Here is a 15,092-nt window from a genome sequence, read left to right on the forward strand (position 1 = left end):
AGTGGGGCGAACCAAAGGAGAACAGATGTGAAATTATCCGGTCCTTTCATCATGTTGTTGTGGCTGTTCGGGGTGTGGGTCAGCCCCGGCATTTCCGATGCGCGCGCACAAGATGATGACCGGCTGTTTGCTGTTCACGGGATAGAGGTGGATCAATCGTCGAAAACCGCCACTTTGGCGCGTCAGCTTGCCTTGACCGAAGCGCGAACCCGCGCATGGGATCGGCTGATTAAAAAGCTGGTGGCGGTAGAGGATGCCGGTTTATTGCCCCCTGCCAGCGATCCCTTGTTGGAACAACTGGTCCGTGCCGTTGATATCCGGGATGAGCGGTCGTCCGCCACACGCTATTTGGCAAAGGTGGATGTCACTTTCTCGGCGGATGCCGTGCGCGATATATTTACTCAAGCAGGGGTGTCTTATACCGAATCGGCTGCGGGGCCTTATGTGCTGATTCCGGTGTTCATATCGGGCGGTGTGCGGCATGTTTATGGTGACCATCCATGGCGGCAGGCCTTGGCAGGGGCCGATCGGGAAAACCGGTTGATTGCCTATCACTTTGCGGAAAACAGCTTCACGGCCCGCCGTTTTTCCTCGTCCCATCTTCTGGAAGAAGCCTCTCCGGATAAGCTAGGCACCGTTGCCCATGCCTTTGGGGTGTCAAAAGCGGTGGTAGCAACAGCCACGATGGGATTCGATTATGGTAAGAACCGGCGCAAGATATCCTATCAGATCGGGATTGGTCCCCTGACAGAGGCGGAAGCAGACAGTATGGCCGCGCGCCAAGGGGTGGTGGTTGCCGAGACGGATGAATCTTTGGAAGCCTTGCTTGCCCGCGCCGCCGACCGTGTTATGACCGAGGCAGACACCGCATGGAAAGCGCGCACATTGGTCACAGCGGGGCAGGGGCAATCGCTGATCTCGGTGATTGCACCGGTGCAAAGCTTTGAGGACTGGATCACATTGCGCAATCGCTTGTCGGGAATTTCGCTTATCCGGTCCCTTGATATCACGCAAATCGGATTGCCTTTATCCGAATTTAAGCTTCGCTATATTGGCGATCTTGAGCAATTGACGCTGGCTCTGTCTCAAGCACGCCTGTCTTTGCAAAAACGCCAACAAGGCTATGTACTGACACGGTCGGAACCTACCCCGGAACAACAAGACCACGATATGGGGGCAAATGTGCAAGGGAATGATCTACGATGACAGATCAAGGGGGGGCGATGAAAGACACGAAAGAACCGCGGCGGCCCAGTGCGGCGCTGACGCGCTATGTGCCGTGGTTGGTTCTGGCGGTGTTTTTGCTTTTTGCATATCTCACACGGGGGATTTTGCTGCCGTTCATTGTCGGGTTTGCGGTGGCGTATCTGTTGGACCCTTTGGTGGACCAGCTGGAAAGCTGGGGAATGGGCAGGGGGATTGCTGCTGGCCTTGTGATCGGGCTTGGGACGGTGATCGGGCTTTGTGCTTTGGTGGCCCTGTGGCCGCTTTTGCAAAACCAGATCAGTGGCTTGATCAAGGCCTTGCCCGGTGTGATCGAAACCGTGCGTGCCCAGATCGACATGGCGATGATGGATCTGAAGGCGGAATTCGGCAGCGATATCGGTCGGGAAGCGCAAAGCGTTCTGGCTTCGGCCCTGCAGCAAGGGCTTGGCAGTATGAAAAATTTGGGCGGGCAGCTTTTTGCCGGAGGATTGGCCTTTTTCAACCTGTTGGCGTTGATCTTGATTGCCCCGATGGCGGCATTTTATTTGCTGCGGGATTACGACAAAATTATTGAACAGGGCAATTGCCTTTTGCCAAAGGCAGAAGCGCCGACAATCCGGGGCATTGCACGGGAAATCGATCGGGTTCTATCGGGCTTCGTGCGGGGACAATTGAGCGTGATGGCCGCAATGGCGGTGCTTTATTCCGCTGGCTGGTCGCTTGTGGGATTGGATTATGGGCTGATCCTTGGGCTTTTGGCCGGATTGCTGGGGATCATCCCATTTTTAGGTATGTTGTTTGCGGCGGCCATTGCCCTGATCGTCGGATTTGGGCAATGGGGGCCGGATTGGGTCCAGCTTGGTCTTGTGGCCGGTGTGTGGCTGGTGGTGCAAGCCTTGGAAGGGGCCATTTTAACGCCACGCCTTTTGGGCCATCATGTGGGGCTGCATCCGGTTTGGGTTTTGTTCGCGGTGTTTGCCGGCGGCGAAGTGGCCGGTTTTGTCGGGGTGATGATTGCGGTGCCCGTTGCGGCGGTGGTTTCGGTGTTGGTACGGCGGACCATGGCGCATTACCGGAAAGAAACCGAAGGAGAATCGTTTGAAGCCCTATCGGTGGAAGAATCATCGGCTGTTCTTGAAAATGATGTGACGGTGGGGGAGCCATCATAATGCAATTGGCGCTTGATCTTCCGCACCGGCAAAGCTTTCGCGGCGAAGATTTTTTCATTGCCTCGTCCAATGCAGCAGCCGTTGCACTGATGGACCGCTGGCCCGATTGGCCGTCTCATTCTTTGGCGATTGTGGGGCCTGCGGCGTGCGGCAAATCCCATTTGGCGGCGGTCTGGCGGGCGCGTTCCAATGCAGATATGGTGACGGCGGAAGAGGTCGGGGCCAGAAGCCGTTTGATGTTGCGTCCCCATCCGGCGGTGATTGTGGAAGATGCGGATCAGGCATTGAAAGAAGGGCGGCTGGATCCGGTGGATCTCTTTCATCTGTATAACTGGATGCGCGAACGGGAAGGCTTTTTGCTGTTGAGCGGGCGTGTGGCACCGGCGCAATGGGATGTGACTTTGCCCGATTTGCGGTCCCGGCTTTTGGCCACGCCCATCGCCAATATTGAAGCGCCGGACGATGATTTACTTGCCGCTTTGATGGTGAAGCGCTTGTCGGACCGGCAATTGCACGCCGACCCGAAACTGGTGGATTATGTGATCCCGCGCATCGAGCGGTCTTTTGCCGCGATGGAAAAAACCGTGGCGGCTCTTGATGCGGCGTCTTTGGCGCGGAAAAAGCCGATTACGCTGCCTTTGGCCCGTGCTGTCCTTAGCGACCTGTCATTTCTATGACATAATGGCCTTGGGATATGGCCTTTATACTTGCGCAGCGGGGATTGGGGGCCATGTCTAGGCTGGATATGTGTTTTCTCGGGAGCTTTGCCTTATGTCTGCATCCAAATCGCTTGATCAGTCCTCAAAAGTGACGGACCAGGCTTTGATTGCAGAGCAGGCTGATGTCACAGGACAAGATGTGGCAGAAAAGCAGCCCACACGGGCAATGCGTGCGGCCATCCAAAAAGCCGCCCCCGGATATAAATTCATCAATCGCGAATTATCGTGGCTAAATTTCAATCGGCGGGTTCTGGAAGAAGCGGGCAACACCAATCATCCGCTTTTGGAACGTTTGCGGTTTCTATCAATTTCCGCCACCAATCTGGATGAATTCTACATGGTGCGCGTTGCGGGTCTGCGCGGGCTTGTGGATTCCGGCATTGAAACTGTGAGCAGTGACGGCTTGACACCAGCGCAGCAATTGAGGCGTGTCAATGCATTAGCGGATATTCTTATCACCGAACAGCAGGTGCGTTGGCGGCAGTTGCGCGAAGAAATGCACAAGTGCGGCTTGTCCGTTTTGGAGGCCGAGGATATTTCCCGCAAGGAGCGAGCATGGCTCGAGACGTATTTTCTCGCCAATGTGTTTCCGGTGCTTACCCCTTTGGCCATTGATCCGGCGCATCCCTTTCCGTTTTTGCCCAATCTAGGCTTTTCTTTGGTGCTGTCCCTGACCCGAAGCACGGATGGCAAAGAGATTCGCGCGCTTTTGCCCATTCCGGATCAGGTGTCCCGTTTCATCCGTTTGCCTTCGGAAAAAATACGCTTTTTGCCCTTGGAAAAACTGATCGCCCTGTTTTTGGATCAGCTTTTCCCCGGCTATGATCTGCAAGGAAGTGGTGTGTTCCGCATTGTGCGGGACAGCGATATGGAGATCGAAGAAGAAGCGGAAGATTTGATTCGCCTGTTTGAAACCGCTTTGAAGCGGCGTCGGCGCGGGCGGGTGATCCGGCTGAAAATCGACAAGAGCATGCCGGAAGATCTGGCGGCGATGGTGATCGATCAATTGGATGCCGATCCGGATACGGTCAGCCGGGTGGATGGCCTTTTGGGAATCGGGGAAATCAAGCAATTGATTATCGACGATCTGCCGGATTTGAAGTTCAAGCCCTATAATCCGCGCTATCCAGAACGACTGCGCGATCATGGCGGCGATATTTTTCGCGCCATAAGGGCCAAGGATTTCGTGGTTCACCATCCTTATGAATCGTTCGAGGTGGTACATGCTTTTTTGCGTCAGGCCGCCCGTGATCCCGATGTGGTGGCTATCAAGCAATCGCTGTATCGCGCCGGGTCCCAATCGGAAATTATCGATGCCTTGAAAGAAGCGTCAGAGGCGGGAAAATCGGTAACAGCATTAGTAGAGCTGAAAGCCCGCTTCGATGAAGAACAAAACATCAAGTGGGCGCGTGATCTGGAACGGTCGGGCGTGCAGGTGGTGTTCGGGTTTCTCGATCTGAAAACCCATGCCAAGGTGTCGATGGTGGTGCGGCGCGAAGGCGGCACGCTTCAAACCTATGTGCATTATGGTACGGGCAATTATCATCCCGTTACCGCCCGTATTTATACGGATCTTAGCTTTTTTACCGCCGATCCCCGGCTTGGGCGGGATGCGGCGCGGTTGTTCAATTATGTCACGGGTTATGCGCGTCCACGCAATATGGAAAAATTGGCCATGTCGCCCTTTGATATCCGGCGCACCTTGATCAAATTGATCGATGCGGAAATCGCCCATGCCCGCGCCGGACGCCCGGCCAGCATTTGGGCCAAGATGAATTCCCTTGTGGATCAGACCATTATTGAAAAGCTTTATGAAGCCTCCATGGCCGGTGTTGAAATTGATCTGGTGGTGCGCGGTATTTGTTGTTTGCGGCCCGGCTTGCCGGATTTATCGCGCAATATCCGGGTAAAAAGCATCGTTGGCCGCTTTTTGGAACATTCCCGCATTGTGTGTTTTGGCAATGGCCACAGCCTGCCATCTCCCCATGCCAAATTGTTTATTTCTTCCGCTGACTGGATGCCGCGCAATTTCGATCGGCGCGTTGAATCTTTGGTGCCGGTGGAAAACCCCACGGTTCACGAACAGATCATGGGGCAGGTTTTGATGGCGAATTTGAAAGACAATCAGCAAAGCTGGTCTTTGGATTCGGAAGGCGTTTATGAAAGAATAAAGCCGGAAGAGGGGGAAGACCCCTTTTCGGCGCATATGTATTTCATGAAAAATCCCAGCCTTTCCGGGCGCGGCAGTGCTTTGGAATCCGAGCGGCCCGGAAAGCTGGAGGTTGATTTTTCTTTCCACGATGCGGGAAGCACCAAGCCGGATGGTTCGGCTGTGGCTTCGGCATCGCAGTCTTGAAGGGGGTCATGAGGCATTGCTGCGCTCTTGACCGGTGGCGCGCGGCTCAATAGGGTCCGGAATTTCAATGGATTGCGGTGGGAAACGCCTCCCCGAACCGCATAAGGGTGAAACGAAATTTGTGTCTCATAGCTCCCTGATAAAGGCAATCTACGATCCGCGCGACCATTTCGCCGTGATTGATATCGGATCGAATTCGGTTCGCCTTGTGGTGTTCGACAGATTGAGCCGTCATCCGCATATCCTGTTCAATGAAAAGGTTCTGTGCGGATTGGGCCGCATGGTCGGCAAAACGGGCCGTATGGATGATGAGGCCGTTGACTCTGCCATTGCCACCTTGCGGCGTTACCGGTTGTTATTGAAAACCATGCGAGTCAAACGCATCGAAGCGGTGGCAACGGCCGCGGTGCGTGATGCTTCGAATGGGCCGGAATTCGTTGAAAGAATAGAACGGGAAACCGGAATTCCGGTGCAAGTGATTAGCGGTAAGGAAGAAGCCGCCTTATCGGCCTATGGGGTGATATCCGGTATTCCCGATGCCGATGGCATTGTGGGTGATCTGGGGGGGGCAGTCTTGAATTGATCGAGGTGGAAAAAGGGCAGTGTAAGGAAAGGCTCACCTTGCCCATTGGTCCATTGCGGCTGATGGGGGAATATGGCGACGATAGGGTATCCATTGATGGCGAGATCGCCACCGCACTTGCAACGGTGGATTGGCTGGTCAATCGCCAAGATAAGAATTTTTATATTGTTGGCGGGTCTTGGCGCGCTGTAAGCCGCGTCAATCTTGTGCAGAAAAATGCGGTTTTGCAGATTTTACATGGTTTTTCCATCGGGGGTGCAGAGGCGGAAAATCTGGCGGGATTGATTGCCGCACAAGAACCAGAAAGCCTTGCCAAAGTGCGCGATGTGCCGTCCCGGCGCGCAGGAACCCTGCCACTTGCTGCCTTGATTTTGCAAAATATCCTGAAAATTATGAAGCCAAAGCGGGTGATCACCTCGTCGCTGGGCCTGCGGGAAGGGATTGCCTATAAACATCTTTCTGATCAGAAAAAGCAGGAAGATCCGTTTATATCGGCAGCTCGGGAAATGGCCGAAATCGGCGGGCGTTTCAAAGAACATGGCGACCGCTTGATGGACTGGATTGCGCCGGTATTCAAAGGCTCGAAAGCCCCGGCCTTTATGGAACGCCTTTATTACGGAACTTGCCTGCTTTCCGACATTGCCTGGCGCGGCCATCCGGATTTTCGGGCCGAACGGGCCATGATGGAAATTCTTTACGGGCGGTTTGTGGGGGTGGATCACCGGGATCGCGGTTTTGTGGGATTGGCCCTGAACCAAATCAATGGCGGCTCGCAAAACAGTCGATTGGCGCGTTTGTGCCGCAGCCTTTTATCGGCGGAAGAGGTCAAGCAGGCGCTGGTTTTAGGGGCCGCCCTGCGCTTGGGTCATCGCGTATCGGGCGGAACATCCAAATTGTTGAAGCGGGTGCGCCTGAAAAGCAGTGGCGATCATCTGGTGCTGGAAGTGGATGATGGCTTTGAAACCATCGTCAATGATGTGGTGGAACGGCGTTTGAAAGCCCTTGCCGATCAGATGCACCTGACGTCATCGGTGGAACTGGCCCTGAACGAGACATCAAATATTGCAATCAAGGGTTAGCGAGGCCGTTAGCCCGCGATTATCGGCCATGCGCCCGTTATTGCCATAATGCTGCACGGGATTTTTCTGCTTCATGGCTTCGGCGCTGATGGCCTTTACAACGCCTTCGCTGATGGATTTCAAGCGAATGATCAGCTTTGCATGGCGGGCCAGTTCTGCACGGAAAATTTCTGTTTTTTTGGCGACCTGCTTTCGTATGTCCGAGCCCTTTTCCCCCAAGGCCGAGGCTTCTTCCACCCGCAATTGGCCAAGTGCTTCCCGATAATCCTGGGTAAGCCGTAGTTTTTCCCCGACCAAAGCCCGGCTTTCGCGAGGGCGGCGGGTTTCCAGATAATGGTTTTCCTTGGCGAGCAGGGCTGTCAATTGATCCGTTATGCTCAGGAATTTATGCACTGTTTTGGGCAGATCGGTCTTTTGCTCCGTCCGGGTTTGCATGGTCATGATCATATCTCCTGAAGGGACAGCAGTTTTTCATAGACAGGGCCGGCAACGCCCACGCCGCCCGCTTTGGCGATGGCATTGCCCATTTCATCCACCAGCATTGACCGAAAGACCTCTTCCGCATGGCCGCCGCCCATGGGGCCATCGCTGGACAATCCGCTGAACATGGGAGCAAGCATTTGCCCCAGAAACACGGCTTCAAAGCCTTCTGCCGCTTCCCGCATAGAGGCTTCACGGGCTGAAATATCACTGCTTTTCGCTGATGCCAGCGCTGTTTGCCGAGCGCCATCGATCCGTGCTTTTGCTCCGGCGACGGCGGCTTGCCCCAAATCCGGGCCGCCGGTTTGCACAAAGGTCACGTTCATCACATCACCTCGATATCGGCTTGCAAGGCACCGGCGGCCTTGATGGCTTGCAAGATCGAGATCATATCGCGCGGCCCGATGCCCAAGCATTCAAGCCATTCACCAGATCTTGCAAGGTGACGCTGTTTTCCACCAAGGCGAGGCGGTTTTCGGATTCGGTGTCCACCTCGATATTGGTGCGGGGCAAGACCACAGTGTCGCCCTGATCGGAAAAGGGGTTGGGCTGGGACGCCACCGGCGTTTCGCTGATGCGGATGGTAAGATTGCCTTGGGCGATGGCCACGGTGCTGACCCGTACATTGGCCCCCATCACGATAATTCCAGAGCGGTCATCAATGACCACCTTGGCAGGGGTGTCGGGCTCGACGGTCAATTGCTCTACGTCCGTAACCATCTGGATCAGCGGCGCATCGAACCCTGCGGGACGCACAAGCTGCACGGTGGACGGATCTATCATCTGCGCAACATTGCTTCCAATGGCATTATTGATGGTGGTGGCAATGCGTTTGGCGGTCGTGAAATCAGGGTTTTTGAGAGACAAATTCACCTGCTGCATGCTGGCAAATTCAAAAGGGACTTCCCGTTCCACAATCGCGCCGCTGGCAATGCGCCCCGATGTGGGAACGCCTTGAGTGATATTGGCCGCAGCACCTGTGGCGGCAAATCCGGCAACGGCAATGGGGCCCTGGGCTACCGCATATACTTCGCCATCGGCCCCCAAGAGCGGCGTGACCATCAACACACCGCCGCGCAAATCTTCCGCATCGCCCATGGTGCTGACCTGCACATCAATGCGGTTGCCGGGGCGGGAAAAGGCGGGCAGATCGGCGGTTACGATGACGGCCGCCACATTGTCGGTGACCATATTGGCGGCATCACGGGTGTTCACGCCCAGCCGTTCCAGCATGGATTCGATGCTTTGCTGGGTGAAAGGGGCGTTTCGCAAGGTGTCACCCGTGCCGTTCAGCCCCACAACCAGCCCATATCCCACAAGCTGGTTCTCGCGCACGCCTTCCACGCTCACCAGATCTTTCAACCGCGATGCTGCATTAACCGGCTGGGACACCCCTAGGGACAAGACAAGAGAGGCACAAAGGCCATACAAAGCCAATATGCGCGTGAAACCACTGATTATTGATGTGCGGAGCGTGAACATAAGCGGCATCTCTTTCATTAAAGCAAACCAATCAGGGGGCATTTCTTGCAACCAAACTGGGTCACGCTTGTTATGCGATTTTCGTGCCAAATTATTATTATTTATAATCAATTGGTTATGGGCTGTGCCCCGCAGGAAGATAAGCCTGGCGGCGAAAATTACCTGTTATGTCGGCAAGTCTTGCTCTTGGGGGCCTGTGGCGGGTAGATTGTGGGCATGCGTATTTATGGCTCTGGCAAAACCGATCAGACAAAATCCGCGCGCAAGTCTTCAAAGGCTTCGGGCGATGGCGCGACATTTGCGCAATCCATTGAGCAATCCTCTTCGCCCGGTGCGGCAACGGGGTCCGCGCGCGCGGCGCAATCAGCGCCTGTTACGGCGGTGGAATCGCTCTTGTCCTTACAAGAAGCGCCGGATGCGGGAGGGGCTCAATCAAAAGGATTGGCCCGGGCGCGGGATATGCTCGATATTTTGGAAGAGGTGCGCCGCGGTTTGTTGCTGGGGGCCATTCCGCAAGGCAAGCTGCGCCAACTTGCACGGGCAACACGCCAACAAAGAGAAGGCATAGAAGACCCGGCTTTGATGTCCATTCTGGATGATATCGAATTGCGCGCCGAAGTCGAACTGGCCAAGCTGGAACAATAAGCAAGCCACATCAACAAGTTAGACTTATTTGCACACGATCCTTCAAAAAATTGAAAGAATCGGTTCCTGCGTGGTTCTAACCGCTTGCCGCTTTGCTCTTAAATCTTTATAAAAACGGCGCGTCGCACATGCCATGCTCATGGGTTGGGCTTGTGACCCTTTATGGCTGCTAACGGGGAACATGTGCGGTGCCTGTGGGTAGAGACTTCCGCAGATAACCTTTGAGATAAGGAGCGGATAGACGGCATGGATACGGAATTATCATCTGATTATCGTCCTTCCAAGGACGAAGAGTTCATGAACGAGCGTCAGCAGGAATATTTCCGCCGGAAACTTGTGGCGTGGCGCGAAGAAATTCTAAAAGAATCGCGCGAGACTTTAGAACACCTTCAACAAGATAGCCTGAAAGAACCGGATATCGCGGACCGGGCTTCCTCGGAAACCGATTGGTCGATTCAATTGCGTACCCGGGATCGGCAACGCAAGCTTGTGGCCAAGATCGAGGCGGCACTTCGTCGGTTAGAGCAGGGCGAATATGGTTATTGTGAGGTGACGGGGGATCCCATTTCCTTGCAAAGGCTGGATGCCCGTCCCATTGCGACCATGACGCTCGAAGCGCAGGAGCGGCATGAAAAAATGGAAAAAGTTCACCGCGACGATTGACGGTTGAAGGCTGTGTTTCGATCTTGCATGGCCGCGTCCGCTCTTTCTTTCGTCATTCCCGGGGCAAGCCCGGGAGTGACGAAAGGGAATGTTCGGGGCCACAAAGGGCACGGATCACATGTTGTGGGTCAGTCTTTTTCGATCTCGACGATTTCAATGAGAGACCCATCAGCCGTCAAGGCCAGTTCCCCGTTTTTCAAGGCCAAGGCATCGCGGCCATAAACATCATAACGCCATCCGGTCAAGGCTTTGATTTTCGGATCATCTTGCCGCGCCAATTCTTCAATATCGGCGCTATTGGCGACGAGTTTTGGCGCCACACCCAGTTCATCACACCGGCTTTTTAGCAACACCTTCAAAAGATCGGCAATGGGGGGTGTTTTTTGTGGAATACGCGATTTCTTTGGCAAAACGGGCAGGGCGCTATCAGGCAAAGCTTGTGCTTCTTGCAGAGCCTTCCATAAATCCTTCCCCGTGGCGCTGGCATGAAAGCCTTTGGACAATCCCCTTACATGATCCAGTGCTTCCGGGGTTGAAGGGGGATGGGCGGACAATTCAAGCAAAATATCGTCTTTGGCCACGCGGTTTCTGGGAATGTTGCGGCTTTGCGCCTGTTCTTCCCGCCACTGGGCCAAGGCCTGCAAGCGGGCCACAAAGCGCGGCGTGCCAGAACGGAATTTGATCCGTTTCCAAGCATCTTGCGGCTCCAGACGATAGGTGGCGGGACTGGTCAGGGTTTCCATTTCTTCCAGCACCCACGCCTCGCGCTTGCTGGAGACAAGTTGGCTGGAAAGCCTGTCATAAATTACCCGAAGATGGGTGACATCTCCCAAGGCATAGTCCAGCTGCCGGTCAGACAATGGCCGCCGCGCCCAATCGGTGAAGCGGGCGGTTTTATCCAGCGATTTTCCGGCGATCTGCTTTACCAGCGTTTCATAACCGGCGGATTCGCCAAAACCGCAGACCATTGCCGCCACTTGCGTATCGAAAATGGGGGCGGGCAGTTTTCCCGTGGCGTGAAAAAATATTTCCATATCTTGCCGGCAGGCATGAAAAACCTTCAAAACATCAGGATTGAACATCAACTCGTAAAAAGAGCCGAGATCGAGATCTTCGCTCAAGGTGTCGATGGCAAAGGCCCCATCGCTATCGGCAACCTGCACCAGACACAGCTTTGAATAATAACTGCTATCGCGCATGAATTCGGTGTCGACAGTGATATAGGCTGCTTTTGAGAGCCGTTCTGTAAGTGCCTTTAGAGAGGCTGTATCGGTGATCAAGGTCATGTGCTGAGAATTCTGTCTGTTAAAAATTGAGCTATACACATCTTTTGTCTGCAATCCCAGCCTTGAACATTACAAGATAGGGCGGTTGGTATGCTTGACAAAGAGTGGCGATCCATGCGCTTTACCCGCAATTGAAAGACTGTCTAAACCACATTGCCAGAACCGGCTCGCCGGAAACAAGCTCGAGTGATCTCTATGTCCAATCCAGATACTGCCAAAACCATCCATCAATATCGTACGCACCGGTGCTGCGATCTGCGCCAAAGCCATGTAGGCGAAACCGTGCGGCTATCCGGTTGGGTGCACCGCAAGCGCGACCATGGCAATTTGCTGTTCATCGATCTGCGTGATCATTATGGGATCACACAATTGGTTATGGATACGGATAGTGCCAGTTTCAGCGTTGCAGAAGGCCTGCGTTCCGAATCTGTGATCTGTATCGATGGTCATGTGGTCGAGCGTACGCCCGATACGGTGAACAAGGATCTGGATACCGGCGAGATCGAGGTTTATTGCGACAAGATCGAAGTGCTGTCCGCGGCGGAAGAATTGCCGATGCCCGTGTTTGGCGAGCAGGAATATCCGGAAGACATCCGTTTGAAATACCGTTTTCTGGATTTGCGCCGCGAAACCATGCACCGCAATATCGTTTTGCGCTCCAAGGTGATCTCGTCCATCCGTCGCCGCATGACAGATGAAGCTTCATGGAGTTTCAGACGCCGATTCTCACCGCCTCGTCGCCGGAAGGTGCACGGGATTTTCTGGTGCCGTCGCGTTTGCATCCCGGCGAGTTTTATGCGTTACCTCAGGCGCCACAGCAGTTCAAGCAGTTGATCATGGTTGCGGGTTTCGACCGGTATTTCCAGATTGCTCCTTGTTTCCGCGATGAAGACGCCCGCGCTGACCGCAGCCCCGGTGAATTTTATCAGCTCGATGTGGAAATGAGCTTCGTTACCCAAGAAGATGTGTTCAATGCTATTGAGCCGGTTCTTCATGGTGTGTTTGAAGAATTCAGCAAAAAGCCGGTAACGAAACCGCCTTTCCCGCGTATTCCCTATGCGGAATCGATGCTGAAATACGGCAATGACAAGCCCGATCTGCGCAACCCCATTGAAATTGTCGATGTCACCGAACAGTTCCGTGGTGGGGGCTTTGGCTTGTTTGCCAAGCTGATCGAGCAAGGCTCTGTGGTGCGGGCCATTCCCGCCCCCGGCGCGGGAGCGCGCCCCCGTGCTTTCTTTGACAAGATGAACGATTTTGCACGCTCCGAAGGCTATGCGGGGCTGGGCTATATCAATATCAAGGATGGTGTGCCCGGCGGCCCCATTGCCAAAAATCTCGGGGAAGAAAAAACGGCCCAATTGTTGTCGTTCCTTGGCCTTTCGGACAATGACGGCGTGTTCTTTGCTGCCGGAACGCCTGCACAAGCGGCAAAACTGGCAGGGATTGCGCGGACCCGGGTCGGGGAAGAACTGGGCTTGATCGACCAAGATGAATATAAATTCTGCTGGATCGTCGACTTCCCCATGTTCGAATATGATGAGGACGAAAAGCGCGTGGATTTCTCGCACAATCCGTTCTCTATGCCCCAGGGAGGTCTGGAAGCGCTAGAAACCAAAGACCCTCTGGATATTCTCGCTTATCAATATGACATTGTGTGTAATGGGATCGAGCTAAGCTCTGGCGCGATCCGGAACCATCGCCCCGATATCATGATGAAGGCGTTTGAAATCGCCGGATATTCCAATGATGTTCTGGAAGAGAAATTCTCGGGGATGCTCAATGCCTTCCGTTATGGCGCACCGCCCCATGGTGGCTTGGCCCCCGGCATCGACCGCATCGTGATGTTGCTGGCCGATGAACCCAATATCCGTGAAGTGATTTTGTTCCCGATGAATCAAAAGGCGGAAGACCTGATGATGGGTGCACCGGGTAACGTGGATCTAAAACAACTACGAGAGCTGCATATCCGCGTTGTGGAACCGCCGAAAAAATAACGAAAAAAGCCTTCCTTGCCCGTCGCTCCCGGATCTAGTTCTTGATCCGGGAGTCCTGAGCGGGGGAAGGCCTTTCTTCACCAGAACAGTCTGGATTTCCGGGTCAAATCCGGGAATGACGAGACGGACGGCAATCAGGCGTCGACCAATTTTGTATTGATGATCACCTCGTTGTGTAAGGTGCGATGCACAGGGCATTTATCGGCGATTTCCAACAGCTTTACGCGTTGTTCGTCGCTTAGGTCTCCTCTTAACTCAATTTCACGGTCGATCTTGTCCAGCATGCCATTATCGGTTTGGCAATTTTCACAATCTTTTGCATGAATCTTTAAGTGCTTAAGCTGCACGGACACATGCTCGAGCGGAATGTTTTTGCGGTCTGCATACATGCGAATGGTCATGGATGTGCACGCGCCAAGGCCGGATAACAGATAGCCATAGGGGGAGGGGCCGCGATTGTCGCCGCCATAGTTTTCCGGCTCGTCTGCGATCAGGATATGGCCGCCGGAATTGACCGTTTGCGTGAACTTTCCGGTTCCCGCTTCGGCAACGATGGTGTGATCGTCATTGGGCTTGAAGCGGCTGTTCAATTCGGGATTTTCCAGCCCTTTCACATAACGCCGCGCCCAGGAAACGATGACCTGCGAAACATAAGCCGCATCTTCCTTGGCACTCAGCAGATGATCGGCTTTATCCAGCGAAATAAAGCTTTTCGGATGCTTTGCCGCCGCAAAGATATTTCCCGCATTTTCCACGCCGACAATTTGATCCAGCGGTGAATGAAACACCAATAAAGGCTTTTTCAGATTGGCGATGCGTTCTTTTTGATCGTGGCCCGCAATGTCATCAAGGAACTGCTTTTTCACGCGGAATGGCCGTCCGCCGATCGTTACCTCCGCTTCGCCATTTTTCGCAATGGTTTCGATATGATCTTCAAAATGATGACGAATATGCTCAGGATCGAAGGGCGCTCCCACCGTTGCCACGCCCTCTACTTCTTCGACACCGCCAGCTGCGGCCAGAACAGCGGCTCCGCCAAGGCTGTGGCCGATCATCAATCTCGGCGCTTCATAGTTGTCGCGCATGAAGGAAACGGCTTTTAGCAGATCATCGATATTGGAGGAAAAATTTGTATTGGCAAATTCGCCGTCACTGGCCCCTAATCCGGTAAAATCAAAGCGCAAAGTGGCAATTCCAAGCTCGGCCAATCCGGCGGAAATGCGTGATGCCGCAAACACATCCTTGGAACAGGTAAAGCAATGGGCGAACAAGGCATAAACGCGCGGACGCCCTTCGGGGAGATCAAGCCGCGCGGCAAGTTTTCCCTGTGTACCCTCGAAGGTGACCTTTTCGCTGCGCATAGAATTCTCCTTTTGGCAGTAAAACCGAAACTGGCAGTTCGCACCCTAGCCATAGCATGGCATGTC

11 protein-coding genes and 3 pseudogenes are annotated in these 15,092 nt (G+C 54.1%); 9 read left to right on the forward strand and 5 right to left on the reverse strand.

The genetic code is table 11. From position 1 onward, the window contains the following. The first annotated feature begins 27 nt into the window (after positions 1-27). The 6 genes and pseudogenes from JCM17844_RS01740 (at position 28) to JCM17844_RS17045 (ending at position 7,112) form a co-directional block, all read left to right on the forward strand. Positions 28-1,206, forward strand: a complete 1,179-nt coding sequence (locus JCM17844_RS01740) for a DUF2066 domain-containing protein (RefSeq protein ID WP_149999366.1) — start codon at positions 28-30, stop codon at positions 1,204-1,206. Continuing rightward, positions 1,203-2,375 (forward strand): AI-2E family transporter, encoded by a 1,173-nt coding sequence (locus JCM17844_RS01745; RefSeq protein WP_149999367.1) that lies wholly within the window; start codon positions 1,203-1,205, stop codon positions 2,373-2,375. The genes JCM17844_RS01740 and JCM17844_RS01745 overlap by 4 nt, the downstream gene beginning before the upstream one ends. After that, complete coding sequence (locus JCM17844_RS01750; RefSeq protein WP_149999368.1) at positions 2,375-3,052, forward strand: HdaA/DnaA family protein; 678 nt, start codon at positions 2,375-2,377, stop codon at positions 3,050-3,052. The genes JCM17844_RS01745 and JCM17844_RS01750 overlap by 1 nt, the downstream gene beginning before the upstream one ends. A 208-nt stretch (positions 3,053-3,260) precedes the next feature. Beyond that, positions 3,261-5,450, forward strand: a complete 2,190-nt coding sequence (locus JCM17844_RS01755; RefSeq protein WP_149999577.1) for an RNA degradosome polyphosphate kinase — start codon at positions 3,261-3,263, stop codon at positions 5,448-5,450. 67 nt (positions 5,451-5,517) lie between these two features. Beyond that, positions 5,518-6,431, forward strand: a pseudogene (locus JCM17844_RS17040) (Ppx/GppA phosphatase family protein); the annotation flags it as partial. Next, positions 6,426-7,112: a hypothetical protein gene (locus JCM17844_RS17045; RefSeq protein ID WP_371864736.1), complete on the forward strand. Its 687-nt coding sequence runs from the start codon at positions 6,426-6,428 to the stop codon at positions 7,110-7,112. The pseudogene JCM17844_RS17040 and the gene JCM17844_RS17045, both read left to right, overlap by 6 nt. Here JCM17844_RS17045 and JCM17844_RS01770 read toward each other — a convergent pair. From JCM17844_RS01770 to JCM17844_RS01780, 3 genes and pseudogenes are all read right to left on the reverse strand, one after another. Beyond that, a complete protein-coding gene (locus JCM17844_RS01770; protein WP_149999371.1) occupies positions 7,089-7,553 on the reverse strand; it encodes a hypothetical protein in 465 nt (154 codons plus the stop codon). The two genes, JCM17844_RS17045 and JCM17844_RS01770, sit on opposite strands and share 24 nt — an antisense overlap. Before the next feature lie 2 nt (positions 7,554-7,555). After that, the gene (locus JCM17844_RS01775; protein WP_149999372.1) at positions 7,556-7,918 is read right to left on the reverse strand and encodes a rod-binding protein; all 363 of its coding nucleotides are present in this window, start codon (positions 7,916-7,918) and stop codon (positions 7,556-7,558) included. Beyond that, positions 7,918-9,074 (reverse strand): annotated as a pseudogene (locus tag JCM17844_RS01780) (flagellar basal body P-ring protein FlgI). The gene JCM17844_RS01775 and the pseudogene JCM17844_RS01780 overlap by 1 nt, the downstream one beginning before the upstream one ends. 216 nt (positions 9,075-9,290) lie before the next feature. On the opposite strand from JCM17844_RS01780, the gene JCM17844_RS01785 reads away from it, so the two are divergent. Continuing rightward, positions 9,291-9,719, forward strand: a complete 429-nt coding sequence (locus tag JCM17844_RS01785) for a flagellar assembly protein FliX (protein WP_150002537.1) — start codon at positions 9,291-9,293, stop codon at positions 9,717-9,719. A 246-nt stretch (positions 9,720-9,965) separates the two neighbouring features. Continuing rightward, positions 9,966-10,382 carry an RNA polymerase-binding protein DksA gene (gene dksA / locus JCM17844_RS01790; protein WP_149999374.1) on the forward strand — a complete coding sequence of 139 codons (417 nt, stop codon included), beginning with the start codon at positions 9,966-9,968 and terminating at the stop codon, positions 10,380-10,382. A 128-nt stretch (positions 10,383-10,510) separates the two neighbouring features. Here the strand turns inward: dksA and rnd are convergent, their stop codons facing one another. Beyond that, positions 10,511-11,668, reverse strand: a complete 1,158-nt coding sequence (rnd, locus tag JCM17844_RS01795; protein WP_149999375.1) for a ribonuclease D — start codon at positions 11,666-11,668, stop codon at positions 10,511-10,513. Between the two features lie 222 nt (positions 11,669-11,890). On the opposite strand from rnd, the pseudogene aspS reads away from it, so the two are divergent. After that, positions 11,891-13,665: pseudogene (gene aspS, locus JCM17844_RS01800) on the forward strand (aspartate--tRNA ligase). A gap of 134 nt (positions 13,666-13,799) precedes the next feature. Here aspS and JCM17844_RS01805 read toward each other — a convergent pair. Then, complete coding sequence (locus JCM17844_RS01805) at positions 13,800-15,026, reverse strand: bifunctional alpha/beta hydrolase/OsmC family protein (RefSeq protein WP_149999376.1); 1,227 nt, start codon at positions 15,024-15,026, stop codon at positions 13,800-13,802. Positions 15,027-15,092: the final 66 nt, after the last annotated feature.

Source organism: Iodidimonas gelatinilytica (assembly GCF_008579125.1).
GTDB classification, from domain to species: domain Bacteria; phylum Pseudomonadota; class Alphaproteobacteria; order Sphingomonadales; family Rhodothalassiaceae; genus Iodidimonas; species Iodidimonas muriae.

Bases quoted from the DNA above. Each gene is read 5' to 3' on its own strand.
- JCM17844_RS01750 (WP_149999368.1), top strand. From the start codon at position 2,375: ATGCAATTGGCGCTTGATCTTCCGCACCGGCAAAGCTTTCGCGGCGAA.
- JCM17844_RS01745 (WP_149999367.1), top strand. From the start codon at position 1,203: ATGACAGATCAAGGGGGGGCGATGAAAGACACGAAAGAACCGCGGCGG.
- JCM17844_RS01775 (WP_149999372.1), bottom strand. From the start codon at position 7,918: ATGAACGTGACCTTTGTGCAAACCGGCGGCCCGGATTTGGGGCAAGCC.
- JCM17844_RS01805 (WP_149999376.1), bottom strand. From the start codon at position 15,026: ATGCGCAGCGAAAAGGTCACCTTCGAGGGTACACAGGGAAAACTTGCC.
- dksA (WP_149999374.1), top strand. From the start codon at position 9,966: ATGGATACGGAATTATCATCTGATTATCGTCCTTCCAAGGACGAAGAG.
- JCM17844_RS01785 (WP_150002537.1), top strand. From the start codon at position 9,291: ATGCGTATTTATGGCTCTGGCAAAACCGATCAGACAAAATCCGCGCGC.
- JCM17844_RS17045 (WP_371864736.1), top strand. From the start codon at position 6,426: ATGAAGCCAAAGCGGGTGATCACCTCGTCGCTGGGCCTGCGGGAAGGG.
- rnd (WP_149999375.1), bottom strand. From the start codon at position 11,668: ATGACCTTGATCACCGATACAGCCTCTCTAAAGGCACTTACAGAACGG.
- JCM17844_RS01755 (WP_149999577.1), top strand. From the start codon at position 3,261: ATGCGTGCGGCCATCCAAAAAGCCGCCCCCGGATATAAATTCATCAAT.
- JCM17844_RS01770 (WP_149999371.1), bottom strand. From the start codon at position 7,553: ATGACCATGCAAACCCGGACGGAGCAAAAGACCGATCTGCCCAAAACA.